General features: G+C 66.0%; 15 protein-coding genes. 9 read left to right on the plus strand and 6 right to left on the minus strand.

Annotated features, from left to right (window positions below; translation table 11 throughout):
• Genes F4Y72_04070 through F4Y72_04085 form a run of 4 tightly spaced genes read right to left on the minus strand, consistent with a single transcriptional unit; the run spans nt 1 to nt 3053 of the window.
• The gene (locus F4Y72_04070) at nt 1-567 is read right to left on the minus strand and encodes a dCTP deaminase (GenBank protein ID MXZ27461.1); all 567 of its coding nucleotides are present in this window, start codon (nt 565-567) and stop codon (nt 1-3) included.
• A 17-nt stretch (nt 568-584) separates the two neighbouring features.
• Nucleotides 585-1355: a hypothetical protein gene (locus tag F4Y72_04075; GenBank protein MXZ27462.1), complete on the minus strand. Its 771-nt coding sequence runs from the start codon at nt 1353-1355 to the stop codon at nt 585-587.
• Complete coding sequence (locus F4Y72_04080) at nt 1352-1999, minus strand: phosphoribosylglycinamide formyltransferase (GenBank protein MXZ27463.1); 648 nt, start codon at nt 1997-1999, stop codon at nt 1352-1354. The genes F4Y72_04075 and F4Y72_04080 overlap by 4 nt, the downstream gene beginning before the upstream one ends.
• A gap of 10 nt (nt 2000-2009) precedes the next feature.
• A complete protein-coding gene (locus tag F4Y72_04085) occupies nt 2010-3053 on the minus strand; it encodes a phosphoribosylformylglycinamidine cyclo-ligase (protein MXZ27464.1) in 1044 nt (347 codons plus the stop codon).
• 6 nt (nt 3054-3059) lie between these two features.
• Between F4Y72_04085 and F4Y72_04090 the strand changes: the two genes are divergently transcribed.
• Together F4Y72_04090 and F4Y72_04095 are read left to right on the plus strand one after the other, a co-directional pair.
• Complete coding sequence (locus tag F4Y72_04090) at nt 3060-4058, plus strand: DUF2066 domain-containing protein (GenBank protein ID MXZ27465.1); 999 nt, start codon at nt 3060-3062, stop codon at nt 4056-4058.
• Complete coding sequence (locus F4Y72_04095; GenBank protein MXZ27466.1) at nt 4055-5344, plus strand: hypothetical protein; 1290 nt, start codon at nt 4055-4057, stop codon at nt 5342-5344. The genes F4Y72_04090 and F4Y72_04095 overlap by 4 nt, the downstream gene beginning before the upstream one ends.
• Here the strand turns inward: F4Y72_04095 and glnD are convergent.
• Both glnD and map read right to left on the minus strand, forming a co-directional pair.
• The gene (glnD, locus tag F4Y72_04100; GenBank protein ID MXZ27467.1) at nt 5341-8037 is read right to left on the minus strand and encodes a [protein-PII] uridylyltransferase; all 2697 of its coding nucleotides are present in this window, start codon (nt 8035-8037) and stop codon (nt 5341-5343) included. The genes F4Y72_04095 and glnD overlap by 4 nt on opposite strands.
• Nucleotides 7970-8740: a type I methionyl aminopeptidase gene (gene map, locus F4Y72_04105; GenBank protein MXZ27468.1), complete on the minus strand. Its 771-nt coding sequence runs from the start codon at nt 8738-8740 to the stop codon at nt 7970-7972. The genes glnD and map overlap by 68 nt, the downstream gene beginning before the upstream one ends.
• Before the next feature lie 180 nt (nt 8741-8920).
• On the opposite strand from map, the gene rpsB reads away from it, so the two are divergent.
• The 7 genes from rpsB (at nt 8921) to rseP (ending at nt 15214) form a co-directional block, all read left to right on the plus strand.
• Nucleotides 8921-9964, plus strand: a complete 1044-nt coding sequence (rpsB, locus tag F4Y72_04110; GenBank protein MXZ27469.1) for a 30S ribosomal protein S2 — start codon at nt 8921-8923, stop codon at nt 9962-9964.
• 3 nt (nt 9965-9967) lie between these two features.
• Entirely contained in the window at nt 9968-10840 is an 873-nt protein-coding gene (locus F4Y72_04115) for an elongation factor Ts (GenBank protein MXZ27470.1), read from the plus strand.
• Between the two features lie 6 nt (nt 10841-10846).
• A complete protein-coding gene (locus F4Y72_04120) occupies nt 10847-11575 on the plus strand; it encodes a UMP kinase (GenBank protein MXZ27471.1) in 729 nt (242 codons plus the stop codon).
• 69 nt (nt 11576-11644) lie between these two features.
• Nucleotides 11645-12202: a ribosome recycling factor gene (locus F4Y72_04125; protein ID MXZ27472.1), complete on the plus strand. Its 558-nt coding sequence runs from the start codon at nt 11645-11647 to the stop codon at nt 12200-12202.
• A gap of 56 nt (nt 12203-12258) precedes the next feature.
• Nucleotides 12259-12927: a di-trans,poly-cis-decaprenylcistransferase gene (gene uppS / locus F4Y72_04130; protein ID MXZ27473.1), complete on the plus strand. Its 669-nt coding sequence runs from the start codon at nt 12259-12261 to the stop codon at nt 12925-12927.
• Nucleotides 12924-13733, plus strand: coding sequence for a phosphatidate cytidylyltransferase (locus F4Y72_04135; GenBank protein ID MXZ27474.1), 810 nt, complete (start codon nt 12924-12926; stop codon nt 13731-13733). The genes uppS and F4Y72_04135 overlap by 4 nt, the downstream gene beginning before the upstream one ends.
• Before the next feature lie 89 nt (nt 13734-13822).
• On the plus strand, nt 13823-15214 hold the full coding sequence (rseP, locus tag F4Y72_04140) for an RIP metalloprotease RseP (GenBank protein MXZ27475.1): 1392 nt from the start codon (nt 13823-13825) through the stop codon (nt 15212-15214).

Below are 15214 nucleotides of genomic sequence, written 5' to 3' on the forward strand. Positions count from 1 at the left end.
TCAGGCCTTGGGCAGGGTCACGCCGGTCTGTCCCTGGTACTTGCCGCCGCGGTCCCGGTACGAGGTTTCGCACTCCTCGCCCGCCTGGAAGAAAATCATCTGCGCCACGCCCTCGTTGGCGTAAATCTTGGCCGGCAGCGGAGTGGTGTTCGAGAATTCCAGCGTCACGTAACCTTCCCATTCCGGCTCCAGCGGCGTGACGTTCACGATGATGCCGCAGCGCGCGTAGGTGGATTTGCCCAGGCAGATCGTCAGCACGTTTCTGGGAATGCGGAAGTATTCCACCGTGCGCGCCAGCGCAAACGAATTGGGCGGGATTACGCAGTGATCGCCGCTCAGCGAAACGAAGCTCTTGCTCTCGAACTGCTTGGGGTCGACGACTGCAGAGTGGATATTGGTGAACACCTTGAACTCGTTGGCGCAGCGCACGTCGTAGCCGTAGCTGGAGACTCCGTACGAGATCACCCGCCTCTCTCCTACCCGGCGGACCTGCTGCTCGGCGAACGGTTCTATCATGCGGTGTTCGACGGCCATCCGCCGAATCCAGCTGTCCGGGCCGATGCTCACAGGTTCCGCGGGACTCCCTATTTCAGCCAGTCGGCCCGCATGGCCAGCGCCGCATCCTCGCCCCAGGCGAATTCGTACGCCTCGATGATCACCGTGCGCCTGTCCTTGCGCCAGATCTCCCAGCGGGCGGGCAGCCATCCCAGTTCGCGCGCGTACCAGAGATACTGGAAATTGTCGGACCCTTCGCGCTGGCGGCGGTACTTACGGGTTTGAAGTTCGCCGGCACGAGTGCTCAGAGTCTCATTGCCGAGCCTCTCGCTGCTGTACAACTTGAGCTTTCCGCCTTCGAGCGTGGGCTCCACGTCCAAAGGACGGCCCGCTGCGATGTCCAGCATGGTCTGGATTTCCCATGACTTGCGGTCCATCGCGCGCATGTCCAGTCCGAACTCCAGCAATTCTTCCTTTTCGCTATAGACGGCCAGGCTGGCATCCGGGTCATAGGCGATTTCTACCAGCCCGTCCTTGCGGCCGTCGCAGGAACGGCACAGGTAGCCCAGGGGCTGCACCATGCCATCTTCATCGAGAACGAACCGGGTGCTCTCCAGGGCGTCGGACGAGATGACCAGGCGGGCCAGGCCCAGGCCGCGGGAGTAGGTTTCGTAGACGAAGCCGTCGCCGTCGCGGCGGACCAGGCTCAGGCTCAGCGCGCGCTGGCCGAACGGCGCATCGACGTCGTACAGCACGCCGATGCTGTCGATGGCCCGCTGCGCCTCGGCGACTTCGGAAGTGATCGCCGGCCCGGCCAGCGCCAGCAGACAGGCTGCAATCGCCATCCGCGCGAGGGTCACAGGAGTTGTCCTTCTTCAAACACCACGGGTTCGCTCAAATCGCTTCCGTCCAGTATCGCGTGCCGGGCGCCCATCGTCAGGCGGCCCTGCGACATCCATTCCAGGACGCGAGGATACAGGACATGTTCGCAGGCTTGAACCCTGGCGCGCAGCGTGTCTGGGTCGTCGCCGCTGCCGACCCGGATGCGCGCCTGTGCGACGCGGGGGCCGGCGTCGAGATCCTCCGTCACGAAATGCACGGTGGTTCCGTGCCAGCGGTCTCCCGCGGCCAGCACCCTTCGGTAGGTATTGAGGCCGGGGAACCTGGGCAGCAGCGACGGATGAATGTTGAGCACCCGCCCCTTGTATTCCCTGCACAGCTCCGGCGGGAGGATGCGCATGAAACCGGCCAGCACCAGCACGTCGGGCGAGAGCGCCCGCAAGCGCGCCGCGATTTCGTCCCACCAGGAGTGCGCGTCGGGGAAATCGCCGCGGGGCATGGCGATGGCCGGTATTCCCGCGCGGCGGGCGCGCTCGAGCCCCTGCGCATCGGGCCGGTCGCTGAGCGCGCCGACCGGCTCTATGGCCAGCGATCCCGAAGCCCTGCGGTCAAGGATGGCCTGAAAGTTCGTGCCCGTGCCGGAGAGCAGAACGACGGTTCTCAAGCTCACGGCCCTAGTCGAGCGTCACGCCGGCGCCGGTTTCCACCCGGCCGATTTCGTGGACCTCCTCGCCCGCCGCAACCAGGTCTTCGCGCACCGCCGCCGCTTCGTCGGGGCCCACGGCCAGGACCAGCCCGATACCGCAGTTGAAGGTACGCAGCATCTCCTCGCGTTCAACCGGCCCTTCGCGGCTCAGCCAGTCGAAGACCGCCGGCCGGCCCCAGGCGCCGGTGTCGATCCTGGCGGCAAGGCCGTCCGGAACGATGCGCTCGACGTTCTCCGGCAGGCCTCCGCCGGTGATATGGGCAATCGCTTTCAGCCGCCCCGATTGCGCCAGCGGCAATACGGAGGGTATGTAGATTCTGGTGGGCTCGCACAGCGCGTCGATCAGGCTGCCGTCCAGGGCCTGCACGCCACCGGCTTTTTCCACGATTCGGCGTACCAGCGAGTAACCGTTGGAATGCGGCCCGGATGAGGACAGGCCCAGCAGGAGGTCGCCTTGCCTGACGCCGCTGCCGTCCAGCAGCCGGTCCTTCTCGGCCACACCGACGCAGAATCCAACGAGTTCCAGTCCGTCATCGACGTAGGTGTTGGGCAGCTCCGCGGTCTCGCCGCCCAGCAGAGCGGCGCCCGCTTCCCTGCAGCCGCGCACGATGCCCCTCAGCAATGGTTCAAGGCGCTCGGGATCCAGGCGATTGGCCGCGCAGTAGTCCAGGAAAAACAGGGGCTCGGCCCCCATGGCCAGCAGGTCGTTCACGCACATGGCCACCAGGTCCACGCCCGGCGCCTCCATGCGGCCCGCTTCGCCGCATAACCTGAGCTTGGTGCCGACACCGTCGGTGCCCGCTACCAGTACGGGTTCCCGGTATTTTCCGCGAGGCACCTCGAACAGACCGCCGAAACCGCCGATTCCGCCCAGCACGCCGGGGCGGTGCGTTTTCCGTGCCAGCGGTGCGATACGGCGGACGATTTCCGCGCCGCGCTCAAGGTCCACGCCGGCGCCGCTGTAGGTGATCGGTTTGCTCACTCGAACCCTCTCTTTCGGGAAGCCGCACATCCTATAATGCCCGTTTCCATGCTCTCGCGTATCGTGCCGTTGGCCTTGGCCCTGACGCTGTTGCTGGCGTCCGCCGCAACTTTAGCCCAAACGTCCTTCAGTTCAACCGCGCCATTGCCCGACTCAAGTCAGGAGGGCAGGGACACGGCCCTGCAGGACGCGCTCGCGCGATTGCTGATCAGGATTACCGGGCGCAGGGGCGCAGCCGAACTCGCCGACCGCTTCCCGCCCGCCACGAGCATCGTGCGACAGTTCCGCGTCATCAACGGGGGACGTCTGGAAGCGGAGTTCGACGAGCCGCTGGTTCGCCGGATCCTGGAGGAGGCCGGCGAGGGCATCTGGGAAGGCGGCAGGACCGGCCTTTACCTGTGGCTGGTCGTCAACGACGGAGAAAGATGGCTGTTCCGGCCGGTGGGTTTCGCCGACACGCCCCCACAGGCCATGAACGTCCGCAACGTCTTCAGCGGCGCGCTGAGTCGGACTTTCGAGGAAGTTACGGCGCTACGCGGCATCGAAATCGACTTCGCGCCCGTGCCGGTTCCGCAGGCCGCCGGGCAATGCGCCGAAAAGCTTTGGATCGGCGATTTTGCCTGCCTGCCGCCCGACGACGATCGATTGATGGTCCTGGGAAGGGTGGCTGTTCCCGGAGCGCTCGAAGATATCGAGTGGAGATTGCGCGAGGACGGATTCTGGCAAGCAGTATGGACAAGCGACGCTACCGAAGCGGTCCACCGTGTGACGGACATGCTGGCCGAGCGTTTCATGGCCAGCCAGGGACCCGTGCGCTCGTACGTCCTGCAGGTGGCCCCTGTTCCGGACCTTCAGGCGTACGCAAGCCTCAAGGAGGGCCTGAACTCCCTGCAGGCGGTACGGGAGTGGCAGGTGCAGGGGGCCGCGGGAGACGAGTTGACGCTGCGGATCACCTCCCGGACAGCCGAATCCCCGCTGCGCGAGGCGCTGGGTTCCCTGGGGATTTCGTTTGAACTGACCAGGACGGGTTCATGAGCCTCAAGCGCCACGTTCCGAACCTGATCTGCGTGTTCCGGCTGTTGCTCGCGCCGGTCATCGTGACGGCCCTTGCCCGCGGCGCCTATGGTCAGGCGCTGCTGCTGCTGGCCGTCGCCGCCGTATCCGACTGGCTGGATGGTTTCCTGGCCAAGCGCTGGGGGCTGGACAGTTATATCGGGTCGATCCTGGATCCGATGGCGGACAAGATTCTGATTGCCAGCGTTTACGTCACCCTGGCCGTGCTTTCGCATATTCCGGTCTGGCTGGCGGTCGTGGTCATCGTGCGCGACCTCGTGATCACCATCGGCTGGCAAACCTTCCGCGTGATGAGGGGTGAGCTGCGCCCGCGGCCCTCCCGGGTCAGCCGGCTGAACACCTTCGTGCAGATCGTTCTGGGGGTGGCCGTGATAGCCACCCAGGCGTTCGGCGGGTTTATTCCGGCTGACTGGATTCAGATCGGCGGGGCGCTGGCGCTGTTGCTGGCCGTGTTGAGCGGCGTGGATTACGTGCTGAGCGGTTCGCGGCTCGCCGCGCAGCGCAAGCGGCAGGGCGTCGGGTCCGTCGAGGGCGACAGGCATCAATTGCAGCTCGACGTGAGCCGCGAGGATCCCTGCGTCTTCGAGAATTTCTACAACGGCGCCAACGCGGACGTCGTGTCGGCGTTACGAAACCTGATCGACAGGGAAATCGCCGCTCCGTTCTGGTTATGGGGCGCTCCCGCCACCGGCAAGACCCATCTGTTGCTGGCTACCGTCAGGGCGGCAACGGACGCAGGATTGACCTCGGCCTATCTGCCCGCGCATGCCGGTTTCAAGCCGGATGCGCTGGATGCCCTGCGCAGGATCGACCTGCTGTGCATCGATGACGCCGAGAAGATCGCGGGCGCTCCCGAGGTCGAGGAGGCGATGGGCGGTCTTTGCCGGGAACTCGAAAGGCGCGGCTCCCGGCTGGTGCTGGCGGCGGCCAGCACACCGGCCGGGGCGGACTTTGAGCGTGACGACATGCGCACTCGACTCGCTTCGGGACAGATCTGGAAGCTGCAACCGCTGACGGACGAGGAGCGGCTGGAGGCCGTGCAGCTCAGGGTGCGCAGCCGCGGCATCAAGCTGCCGGAGGCGACCGCGCGGTTCCTGATGCGGCGCGTGCGCCGCAATCCCAGTGACGTTTTCATTCTGGTGGACCAGCTCGCGGCCCTGGCGGCCAGCCGCAGCAAGCAACTGACCGTGCCCTTCGTGCGCCTGGCGCTGCGCGAGGGCATGCTGGAGGCCGGTGGCGGCCGTTAGCCGTCCTCAAGTTCTTTTTTCAGGGCGGCCAGCAGTTTCTCCCGGCGGCTGGCCGACAATGGCTTGCGCCCCACATCGGCGAGATGGAAAACGTCCTCGGCGCGCTCGCCGATGGTCGCGATCTTGGCCGTGCGAACGGCGATTTCCTGCCGGGTCAGGATGCCCCCCACCAGCCCCAGGAGGCCCGGCCGGTCCGTGGTAATCAACTCCATTACCGTGTGGCGCCCGCGGGGATCGGCGCGGAAACTCACCTCAACACCGACGTCGAAGGCCCGCAGCCGCCTCGGCAGCTTGCGGCTTGCAGGCCGTGACGGCAGGTCGCCCCTGGCCAGCGCTTCACGCAGGGAATCGCAGATGACTTCGAGCTGGTCGGCGTCGTGCAGCGGAGCGCCATCGCGCTGCACGACCAGGTATTGCGCAAGGCTGCGCCGGCCCCCGGAGGGCAGGATGCGCGCATCCAGGATGTTCAGTCCCTTCGCGTCCAGCACCGAGCAGGTAATGAAGAAACGGCGCACCGCGGACGGACCGTGGACCAGTATCGCGGTGTTTCCGTCGGCCGTATGGGCGCGCGAGGCGACCAGGAAGCCCCCGGAAGGGCCTTCGTGCAGCGCCGTCGTGTGCCACACGATCTCGTCGTCGCGGAAAAGCCAGAAATAGTCCTCGGCGAAACCGCTCCAGATGTCGCGAATCCCTTCTTCCTCAAGTCCGCGGCCGCGCAGCTCGGCCAATGCGGCATGTTCGCGCTCCCTCAGCAGTTCCCCGGTCCCGCGGGGGTGCTCTATGTTCATTCGCAGCGCCCGCTCGGTCTGGCGGTAGAGGTCTTCGAAGGCGCGGGCTTTCCAGGCCGTCCACAGGCCTGGATTGGTTCCCCGCACGTCGGCCACGGTCAGCAGATAGAGATGATCCAGGTGGACCTGGTCGCCCACCAGGCGGGCAAAATCGCGAATGACCGCCGGGTCGTAGACGTCCTTTTTCTGGGCCGTCATCGACAGATCCAGGTGGTGCCGCACCAGCCACGCCGCCAGGGCCGACTCGCGGGCACTCAGTCCGTGGTCCGAGCAGAATTGTTCCGCGTCGCCGGCGCCCAGTTCCGAGTGGTCGCCGCCGCGGCCCTTGGCGATATCGTGAAACAGCCCCGCGATATAGAGCACGGCGGGGTTTTCGATTCGTTCCATGATCTCCCGGAGCCCCGAATCCCTCTTTTGCCCTTCGGGCAGTCCGAAACGGCGGATATTGCGGACCACGCGCAGGATGTGCACGTCGACCGTGTAGCTGTGAAAGAGGTCGTACTGCATCCGCCCGGTGATCAGCCCGAATTGGGGAATGTAGGCGCCCAGGATCCCGTAGCGGTTCATCGCTTCAAGCTGGCTGGGCGCGTCGGCGGGGGCGGACAGGATTTGCATGAACGTGCGGCGATTCTTCAGGTCCTTGCGGAACTCGCTGTCGATCCTCGGCGCGGCTTCCATCAGCCGCTCGACCAGGGGGGCGCTGAATCCGCGAATTTCGGCATGCTTCTGGCGCAGCAGGAACGGTTCCAGCACTGCCCGCGGCGAGACCTCCAGCAGCCTGGGCCGCTTCGACTCCAGGTAGCCGTTGCGCGTCAGGAACCGCGCGTTGACGCGCCGCTCCGCGGTCCGGGTCCGGCCGATGACGTCGCCAAGCCGCTGGAGAACGACTTCATTGAACAGCGATACTCTGCGCGTGGTCCGGTAGTAACGCTGCATGAACTGCTCTACCGCGCGATTGCCGGTCTGGTCGTGATAGCCGAAGTTGCCGGCAAGCTGTTTCTGGTGCTCGAACAGCAGCCGGTCCTCCATGCGCCCGCTGTTCAGGTGCAAGGCGAAGCGCACCTGCGAGAGGAAATCGCGCGCCCGGTGCAGTCCGACCAGCTGCTCGGCGGAGATCAGCCCCCGTTCGACCAGGGTTTCCAGCGCCGTCGATCCGAACCGGCGCTTGAGAATCCATTGCACCGTGTGCAGGTCGCGCAATCCGCCCGGTCCGTTCTTGACGTCCGGTTCGAGATTGGAGGCCGTGTCGCCGTACTCGGCGTTGCGCTGCTCCTGCTCCCTGACCTTGGCCCGGTAGAACTGCGTCGAAGACCAGACGCCGCGCGCGTTGATCGCCTTGCCGAGTTGCCCGAAGAGCTTGTCCGAGCCCGTCAGCAGGCGCGCTTCCAGCAGCGAGGTCATGATCGTGACGTCGGCGCGTGCCTGGTCGCGCGATTCGGCCACGGTGCGGGTGCCGTGACCGGGCTTGAGTCCCACGTCCCAGAGAAACGCCAGAAACGCGCCGACTTCATTCCTGGCGCTGCGCGAGTAACCCTGCGGCATCAGGACCAGCACGTCGACGTCCGATGCGGGATACATTTCCTCGCGGCCGTAGCCCCCCACCGCCAGCAGGCCAGCCCCGCTCAGCGCCGGGCCCGCGTGCGCGTGCCACACCTCGCAGAGCAGTTCGTCGAGTTGCCGGGCGCGCCGCTTCAGCAGTTCGGGCGTGCTCTCCCGGCTGCGCAGGAACTCGCCGCGAACCCGTTCCTCGTGCGCGCGGATTCGGGCGCGGCAGGCGTCAATCCGCCGTTCCCGCGAATCCGCCGCCGGCGGCGCCGAAGCGGGCGCAACGGTCTGCTCAGGGTTCAATCGGGCCTTCTCCCAGCGTGAGGACTTCGTAGCCCTCCGCCGAAACCAGAACCGTATGCTCCCACTGCGCCGAGAGTTTGCGGTCGCGGGTCACGACCGTCCAGCCATCCGGCAGCAACCGTGTTTCGGGACGACCCTCGTTGAGCATCGGTTCCACCGTGATCGTCATGCCTTCGCGCAGGACCATTCCCGTGCCGGGCTCGCCGTAGTGCAGGACGTTGGGTGGCTCGTGAAACACGCGGCCGATGCCGTGGCCGCAGTATTCCCGCACCACGCTGAGGCCCTGGCCTTCGGCCACCGTCTGGATCGCGTGGCCGATGTCGCCCAGCTGCTTGCCGGGAGCGATCTCGCGTATGCCGGCCCACATGGCGTCGAAAGTGATCTGCGCCAGGCGCCGCGCCTTGATGCCCGGCCGTCCCACATGAAATATGCGGCTGGTGTCGCCGTGAAAGCCGTCCTTGATCACCGTGATGTCGATGTTGAGCATGTCGCCGTCGCGCAGCTTGCGTTTGCCGGGTATTCCATGGCAGACCACCTGGTTCAGGGAGGTGCAGATAGAGCGCGGAAAACCGCGGTAATTAAGCGGCGCCGGAATGGCCTGCTGCTCCCCGGTGATGTACTCGTGGCAGAGTTGGTCCAGTTCGCCGGTGGTCACCCCCGGGCGCACATGGGCACCGATCATGTCCAGAACTTCGGCAGCCAGCCGGCCCGCCACGCGCATACGTTGCTGCTCCTCGCTGGACTTGATGCTGACTTGCATGTTTTCGAACTGGCAAAGGCTGGCGCCGGCGCCAATGGTAGCGCGCATTTCCGCCGCACGGGAACGCCTGTTGTTATAAAATTGCGCGCTCGCTCCGGCAGGCGGACACCGGGTGGCGGCAGGTCCTTGCCGCCGGGATTCGGCCTTCCGGGGCTTTTAGGTACTCACAGGAGCAAGCTATTGGCTGAAATCAGCGTGCGTGAAATGCTGGATGCGGGCGTGCACTTCGGGCACCGGGCAAGGCACTGGAACCCGAAAATGGCGCCATTCATATATGGCGAACGCAACCAGCTTCACATCATCGATCTGGAGCAGACGGTACCGCTCTACAAGAAGACCTGTGAGTTCGTGCGGTCGGTGGCGGCGCAGCGCGGCACCGTGCTTTTCGTTGGCACCAAGCGCGCCGCGCAACATGCGATCCGCAACGAGGCCACGCGCTGCGGCATGCCGTACGTCAGTCATCGCTGGCTGGGCGGCACCCTCACCAATCTCAAGACCATCAAGAAATCCATCGCCCGCCTGGAAGAACTCGAAGCGCTGGACGAGGAGACCCTGCGCGAGCGGTTCACCAAGAAGGAAGGCCTGGGAGTCAAGCGCGAACTGGCAAAGCTGAAGCGTTCGCTGGGCGGGATCCGCTCGATGGACTCGCTTCCGGATGCGGTCTTCATCATCGATCTGGAGCACGAGCGAATTGCCCTGAACGAAGCCAGGAAGCTCGGTATCCCGGTGGCGGCGGTGGTCGACACCAACTGCTCGCCGCAGGACGTGGATTACATGATCCCCGGCAACGACGACGCCATCCGCGCCGCCGAACTCTATGCGCGGGGAATCGCGGACGCGATTCTCAAGGGGCGCGAGGAAATGCCGGAAATCTCCTTGGGCGACGACGAGTTCGTGGAGCTCGACGAGTCCGGCAAGCCCATTGCGCGCAGCGGGCGCCCGCGGTCGAGGGCCAAGACCCCTGCGCGGCTGCGCGGCGTATCGCGGCGCATGCCGAGGCGCACCGCGGCGGTTGCCCGGGAGCGGGAGGACCGGGACGCGAAGCCCGCTGAAGCCCCGGCCCCGGCGGCGCCAAGAAAGCCTGCTCCGGAAGCGCCGAAGCCGGAGGCGGTCGAGGCTTCCGCCCCGAAGGCCGCCGAAGCTCCTGCTGCCGATGCCGCGGAAGCTCCAGCGCCGGCTTCCGAGGAGAAGGAGAGCGCACCGCCGGCAGATGCGGAGGGCTAGACAATGGCGATAACGGCGGCCCAGGTCAAGGCCCTGCGCGAAGCGACCGGCGCGGGCATGATGGATTGCAAACGGGCGCTCACCGAGACCGACGGCGACGCGGAAGCCGCGCGCAACCTGTTGCGCAAGAAGGGTGCCGCGGCAGCTGAAAAGAAAGCGGGCAGGGCGGCCGCCGAAGGAGTCATCGCGGTTGCCCACGGCAGCGGCGCCGTCGCGATCGCCGAAGTGAATTGCGAAACCGATTTCGTGTCGCGCCGCGAGGATTTCCGCGAATATGCCGCGTCAATTGCACAAACCGTGGCAGATGGGGCTCCGGGTACCCTCGACGAACTGATGGCGCTGGAAGTGGACGGCCAGTCGCTGGAGCAGACGCGCCAGGATGCGGTTGCGCGAATCGGCGAGAACATTTCCGTGCGCCGCTTCGAGCGCATTCAGGCGCAGGGCGAAACGTCCGTGTATGTGCATAACAACCGTATCGGCGTGATCGTGGACATGGAGGGCGGCGACGCGGAACTGGGCAAGAACGTTGCGATGCATGTGGCAGCGATGCGGCCGCAGCACGTTTCCCCCGATGACGTGCCCGCCGATATCGTCGAGCGGGAACGCACTTTCCTGAGCGACCAGGCCGCCGAATCCGGCAAGCCCGCGGAAATCGTGGCGCGCATGGTGGAAGGACGTTTGCGGAAGTTTCTCGACGGCATCTGCCTCACCGGTCAGATCTACGTGCGCGACAGCAAGCTGACCGTCGGCAAGCTGCTGGCCTCCCAAAAGGCCCGCGTGCGCGGGTTCGTGCGCCTGGAAGTGGGCGAGGGCATAGAACGTCCGACCAGCGATCTGGCCGAAGAGGTCGAGGCTCAGCTTCGCGAGCACAGGTAATCCGGCGTGGGGTCCCCGCTGCGCCGTATTTTGCTGAAGCTGAGCGGGGAGGCCCTGATGGGCCGGGAGCCGCACGGAATCGACATGTCGATGCTCCGGCGGATTGCCGCCGAGGTCAAGGAACTGTCCGATCTGGACGTTCAGACCGCCGTCGTGGTGGGCGGGGGCAACATCTTTCGCGGCGAGGGCTTGGCGCGCGCAGGCATGGACCGGGTCACCGCCGATCAGATGGGAATGCTGGCCACGGTCATCAACGCCCTGGCGCTTCAGGATGCGCTGGAACGCCTGGGGGCGGGCGTGCGGGTCATGTCTTCGATGGCCGTGCGTGCGGTCTGCGAGGACTACATACGGCGGCGCGCGCTCCGTCACCTGGAAAAGGGCAGGGTATGCATTTTCGCGGCGGGCACCGGCAATCCCTATCTCTCGACCGACACGGCCGCCAGCCTGCGGGCTGTGGAAATCTCCGCCGACCTGCTCATCAAGGGAACCAAGGTGGACGGCGTGTACTCGGCCGATCCGAACCTTGAGCCGGACGCCAAGCGTTACGAACGAATTTCGCACGATCAGTTGATCGGGGCCCGCCTGGGCGTCATGGACTCCACGGCGGCCGTAATGTGCCGGGACAACAACCTGCCGATTCGCGTATATGATGTCGCCTCGCCCGGCGACCTCTTGCGTATTGTGCAGGGCGAAGACGTCGGGACGCTGGTGACCAGCGCCGCCGACCAGGGCTGACGGGCCCCGGCGATGGTTGACCCTGACGGGCGCCGGGAGCGGCGCGTCCGCGGAGGCTAAGGGGGGCAAATGATCGACGAGCTTCAGGAAGACGCAATCGAACGCATGGACAAGAGCGTGGCGGCCCTGCGGTCGAATCTGTCCCGCCTGCGGACCGGCCGGGCGCACGCCGGCCTGATCGATCACCTGACGGCGCCCTACTACGGCGCGGACACGCCCCTGCGACAGGTGGCCAGCATCACCGTGGAGGACGCGCGTACGCTTGCCGTTTCGCCGTGGGAGGCCAACATGGTGCAACCGATCGAAAAGGCTATACGCGAGTCGGGGCTGGGCTTCAATCCGGTCACCGCAGGCACGGTAATCCGCGTGCCGATACCGGAGCTGACCGAGGAACGCCGCCGCGAGCTGGTGAGGGTTGCGCGCCACGAGGCGGAGATGGGCCGGGTGGCGGTGCGCAATATCCGGCGCGACGTGCTGGCCGACATCAGGCAGCTGGTCAAGGAAAAGATGGCCTCCGAGGACGAGGAGCGGCGGTCGGCGGACGAGGTGCAGAAGATCACCGACGCACATGTTGCGCAGATGGATGCCATGCTGGAGGAGAAGGAAAAGGAAATCATGTCGATTTAGCGTCATCGCTTCCCGGTATTGTTTTGAGTGACGCATTGCAGCATCTGGCGATCATCATGGACGGCAACGGACGGTGGGCCGCGCGGCGCGGGCGGCCGCGCTCGGAGGGGCACCGGGCGGGAGTGGATGCAGCCCGCAACATTGTCGAGGAGTGCGCGCGGCGCGGAATTTCCGTGCTTACGCTGTTCGGGCTGAGCAGCGAGAACTGGCGGCGGCCGCAGGATGAGGTAAGCGAACTTATGAAGCTCCTGACCGACAGCCTGCGGCGGCACATGGGGCTGTTGAACGAAAACGGCATTCGCCTGCGCTGCATCGGCAACCGCAGCCGGTTTTCGGGGGGCGTGCGGGCCGCGCTGGAAAAGGCCGAGGAAGGCACACGCCGCAATGACCGGATGCAACTGATCGTCGCGCTTTCCTACGGCGGACAGCAGGAAATCGTTGGCGTGGCGCAGGAGTTGGCCCGGGACGCGGCCCGCGGAGCGCTGGGTCCGGACGATATCGACCTGGAAGCCTTTGCGCTCCGCACCGGTCTGGCGGACCTGCCGCCGCCGGATTTCATGATTCGTAGCGGGGGCGAGCGCAGGATCAGCAACTTCCTGCTCTGGCACCTGGCCTATACGGAGCTGTATTTCACCGACGTGCTGTGGCCGGATTTCGGGTCCGCGGAATTGCAGGCCGCGCTGGACGACTATGCGGCGCGGCAGCGCCGATTCGGTACGGCATGAGCCGCTTCCTCCCTCCAAGGATATTGACGGCGGCGGTACTGGTGGCCGCGATCGTGGTCGCCAGCGTTTCACCGCTCAGCCTCAAACTGACGATGATCGGGCTGGTCCTGTTGCTGTGCTGGCGCGAGTGGCTGCGTATGGCGGGCCTTGCCGGGACCGTGGCGCGATCGTCGTGGATCCTCCTTTTCGCCCTGGCGCTCGCGGTCCCGGTTGCGATGCCGCCGCCCAGTCCGGTGTCGCACGCCGTCATGGTCCTGGGCGTGGCCTGGTGGGCATTGGCAATCGTGTTGTTGCGGGGTTCGTACGGTTCGATCGGCAATTCGGCGGTCCTGGGCTGCGGGCTGCTGGGAATGGCGCCCGCGTGGCTGGCGGTGCTCGCCATTCTTGGTACCGGCCGGGGTGACTTGCTCATTCTGTTGCTGGTCCTGGTCGGGGCGGCCGACACGGGGGCGTTCGTGTTCGGAAAGCTGTTGGGGCGGCGTCAGCTTGCGCCGGTCCTTAGCGGCGGCAAGACCGTTGAGGGCGCCGCGGGGGGGCTGATCATGGCAACCCTCGCCGGCTTTGCCGCATCCTTTTACCTGCAGCAATCGGTACTGTTCTGGACGCTTGGAGGGCTGGCTGTGGGAGCTTTGGCGATGGTGGGCGACTTGACGGTAAGCATGTTCAAACGGCGTGCCGGCCTCAAGGACAGCGGACGCATGCTGCCCGGTCACGGTGGGATGCTGGACCGCATGGACAGCAGCATCGCCACCGCACCGTTGCTGGGATTGCTGGTGTTTCAGCCTGTTGGCTGGCTGCCGCTTTAGGATCCCGAGGGTGGGGACCGGAGCGGTTGTTTTGGTAGCATAGAAAAGAAGCCCGCGAAAGACCGACCCGAGAGAGAAACCGTTCTGCCATGCTGGTGGATACCCTGATTGCAATTGGCGCGTTCGTACTGGCGATAAGCCTGCTTGTTGCCGTGCACGAGTGGGGGCATTACATTGCCGCGCGGATGTCGAAAGTCAGGGTCCTGGAGTTTTCGATCGGTTTCGGGCCTGCGATCTGGCGACGAAAGGCGGGCCTGGACCAGACCGAGTACCAGTTGCGGGCGCTTCCCGTGGGCGGATACGTGCGCCTGCTGGACGAGCGCGAGGGACCGGTTGCCGAGGAAGAACTGCATCGCAGCTTCAATCGGCGGCCCTACTGGCAACGGATCTTCGTGCTCGCAGCCGGCCCCGGCATGAATTTCCTGTTCGCCATCGTGGCCTATTGGATGATCTTCATGGTCGGCATACAGGCGGCCGCCCCACTGGTCGGCGGGGTGACGCCCGGCAGCGCCGCGGAGCGCGCCGGAGTGCGCGCCGGCGACCGGATCGTGGCCGTGGAGGATCGCGATTCACCCACCTGGCAGGCCGCGGCGATGGCCATCGTCGACCAGATCCTGGGCGATCCGACGGTGCAGGTCACCGTTGAGGACGAGCAGGGCGCCCGGCGCGATCTCCTTCTCGATCTCTCCGAGCAGAAGAAGGGCATCCTCGAAAACGGCAATCTGTTCGGCGCGGCCGGTTTGGAACCGATGAGGGATTCGCGTCCCATACTGGGCGACATCCTTCCGGACGGTCCGGCCGCCGCGTCCGGATTCGCGCCCGGTGACCACATTCTGTCGGCTGGCGGGGAGGACATCGGCACCTGGCGCGAGTGGGTCGATTACGTGCGGGCCCGCCCGGGACAAAGCGTGCCCGTGACCGTGGCCCGTGACGGGACGGAGCTACGGCTCTACCTGCGGATCGGCAGCCGCAGCGAAGCCCCGGCACAGGACGCGGCCGGCCCGGCCGCCATCGGCTTCGTCGGCGTGACGCAGTCTCCCGAGGCGCGTTCGCACCTGTTCGTGACCCAGCGCCTGGGGCCGTTGCGGGCACTGGCGCGAGGCGTACAGGAAACCGGGCGAATTACCGCGCTTACCTTCCGCGTGCTCGGCAACATGTTCACCGGCGACGTTTCGCTGCGCACCCTGAACGGGCCCGTGGGCATCGCCCGCTACGCGGGAGAAGCGGTCCAGATCAGCGGGGTCGCGTTCCTCATGTTCCTGGCGCTGGTCAGCGTGAGCCTGGGCATCCTCAACCTGCTCCCCATTCCGATTCTGGACGGCGGCCAGATCGTGAACCAGACGATCGAGAAGCTTCGCGGCCGCCCGATTCGCGAACGGACCCAGCTCGCCGTGCAGCGGCTGGGGCTGGCGCTGGTGCTGGCCATCATGTTCGTGGCCCTGTTCAACGACATCAGCGGATTCTTCCGCCCGGGAGGCTGA

Source organism: Gammaproteobacteria bacterium (assembly GCA_009838035.1).
Lineage (GTDB): Bacteria > Pseudomonadota > Gammaproteobacteria > Steroidobacterales > Foliamicaceae > Foliamicus.

What these genes read in the sequence shown, in the direction of transcription:
- F4Y72_04085 (MXZ27464.1), bottom strand. Translation starts at nt 3,053, where the DNA reads ATGTGCGGCTTCCCGAAAGAGAGGGTTCGAGTGAGCAAACCGATCACC.
- F4Y72_04090 (MXZ27465.1), top strand. Translation starts at nt 3,060, where the DNA reads ATGCCCGTTTCCATGCTCTCGCGTATCGTGCCGTTGGCCTTGGCCCTG.
- F4Y72_04095 (MXZ27466.1), top strand. Translation starts at nt 4,055, where the DNA reads ATGAGCCTCAAGCGCCACGTTCCGAACCTGATCTGCGTGTTCCGGCTG.
- map (MXZ27468.1), bottom strand. Translation starts at nt 8,740, where the DNA reads ATGCAAGTCAGCATCAAGTCCAGCGAGGAGCAGCAACGTATGCGCGTG.
- F4Y72_04115 (MXZ27470.1), top strand. Translation starts at nt 9,968, where the DNA reads ATGGCGATAACGGCGGCCCAGGTCAAGGCCCTGCGCGAAGCGACCGGC.
- F4Y72_04125 (MXZ27472.1), top strand. Translation starts at nt 11,645, where the DNA reads ATGATCGACGAGCTTCAGGAAGACGCAATCGAACGCATGGACAAGAGC.
- uppS (MXZ27473.1), top strand. Translation starts at nt 12,259, where the DNA reads ATGGACGGCAACGGACGGTGGGCCGCGCGGCGCGGGCGGCCGCGCTCG.
- F4Y72_04135 (MXZ27474.1), top strand. Translation starts at nt 12,924, where the DNA reads ATGAGCCGCTTCCTCCCTCCAAGGATATTGACGGCGGCGGTACTGGTG.
- rseP (MXZ27475.1), top strand. Translation starts at nt 13,823, where the DNA reads ATGCTGGTGGATACCCTGATTGCAATTGGCGCGTTCGTACTGGCGATA.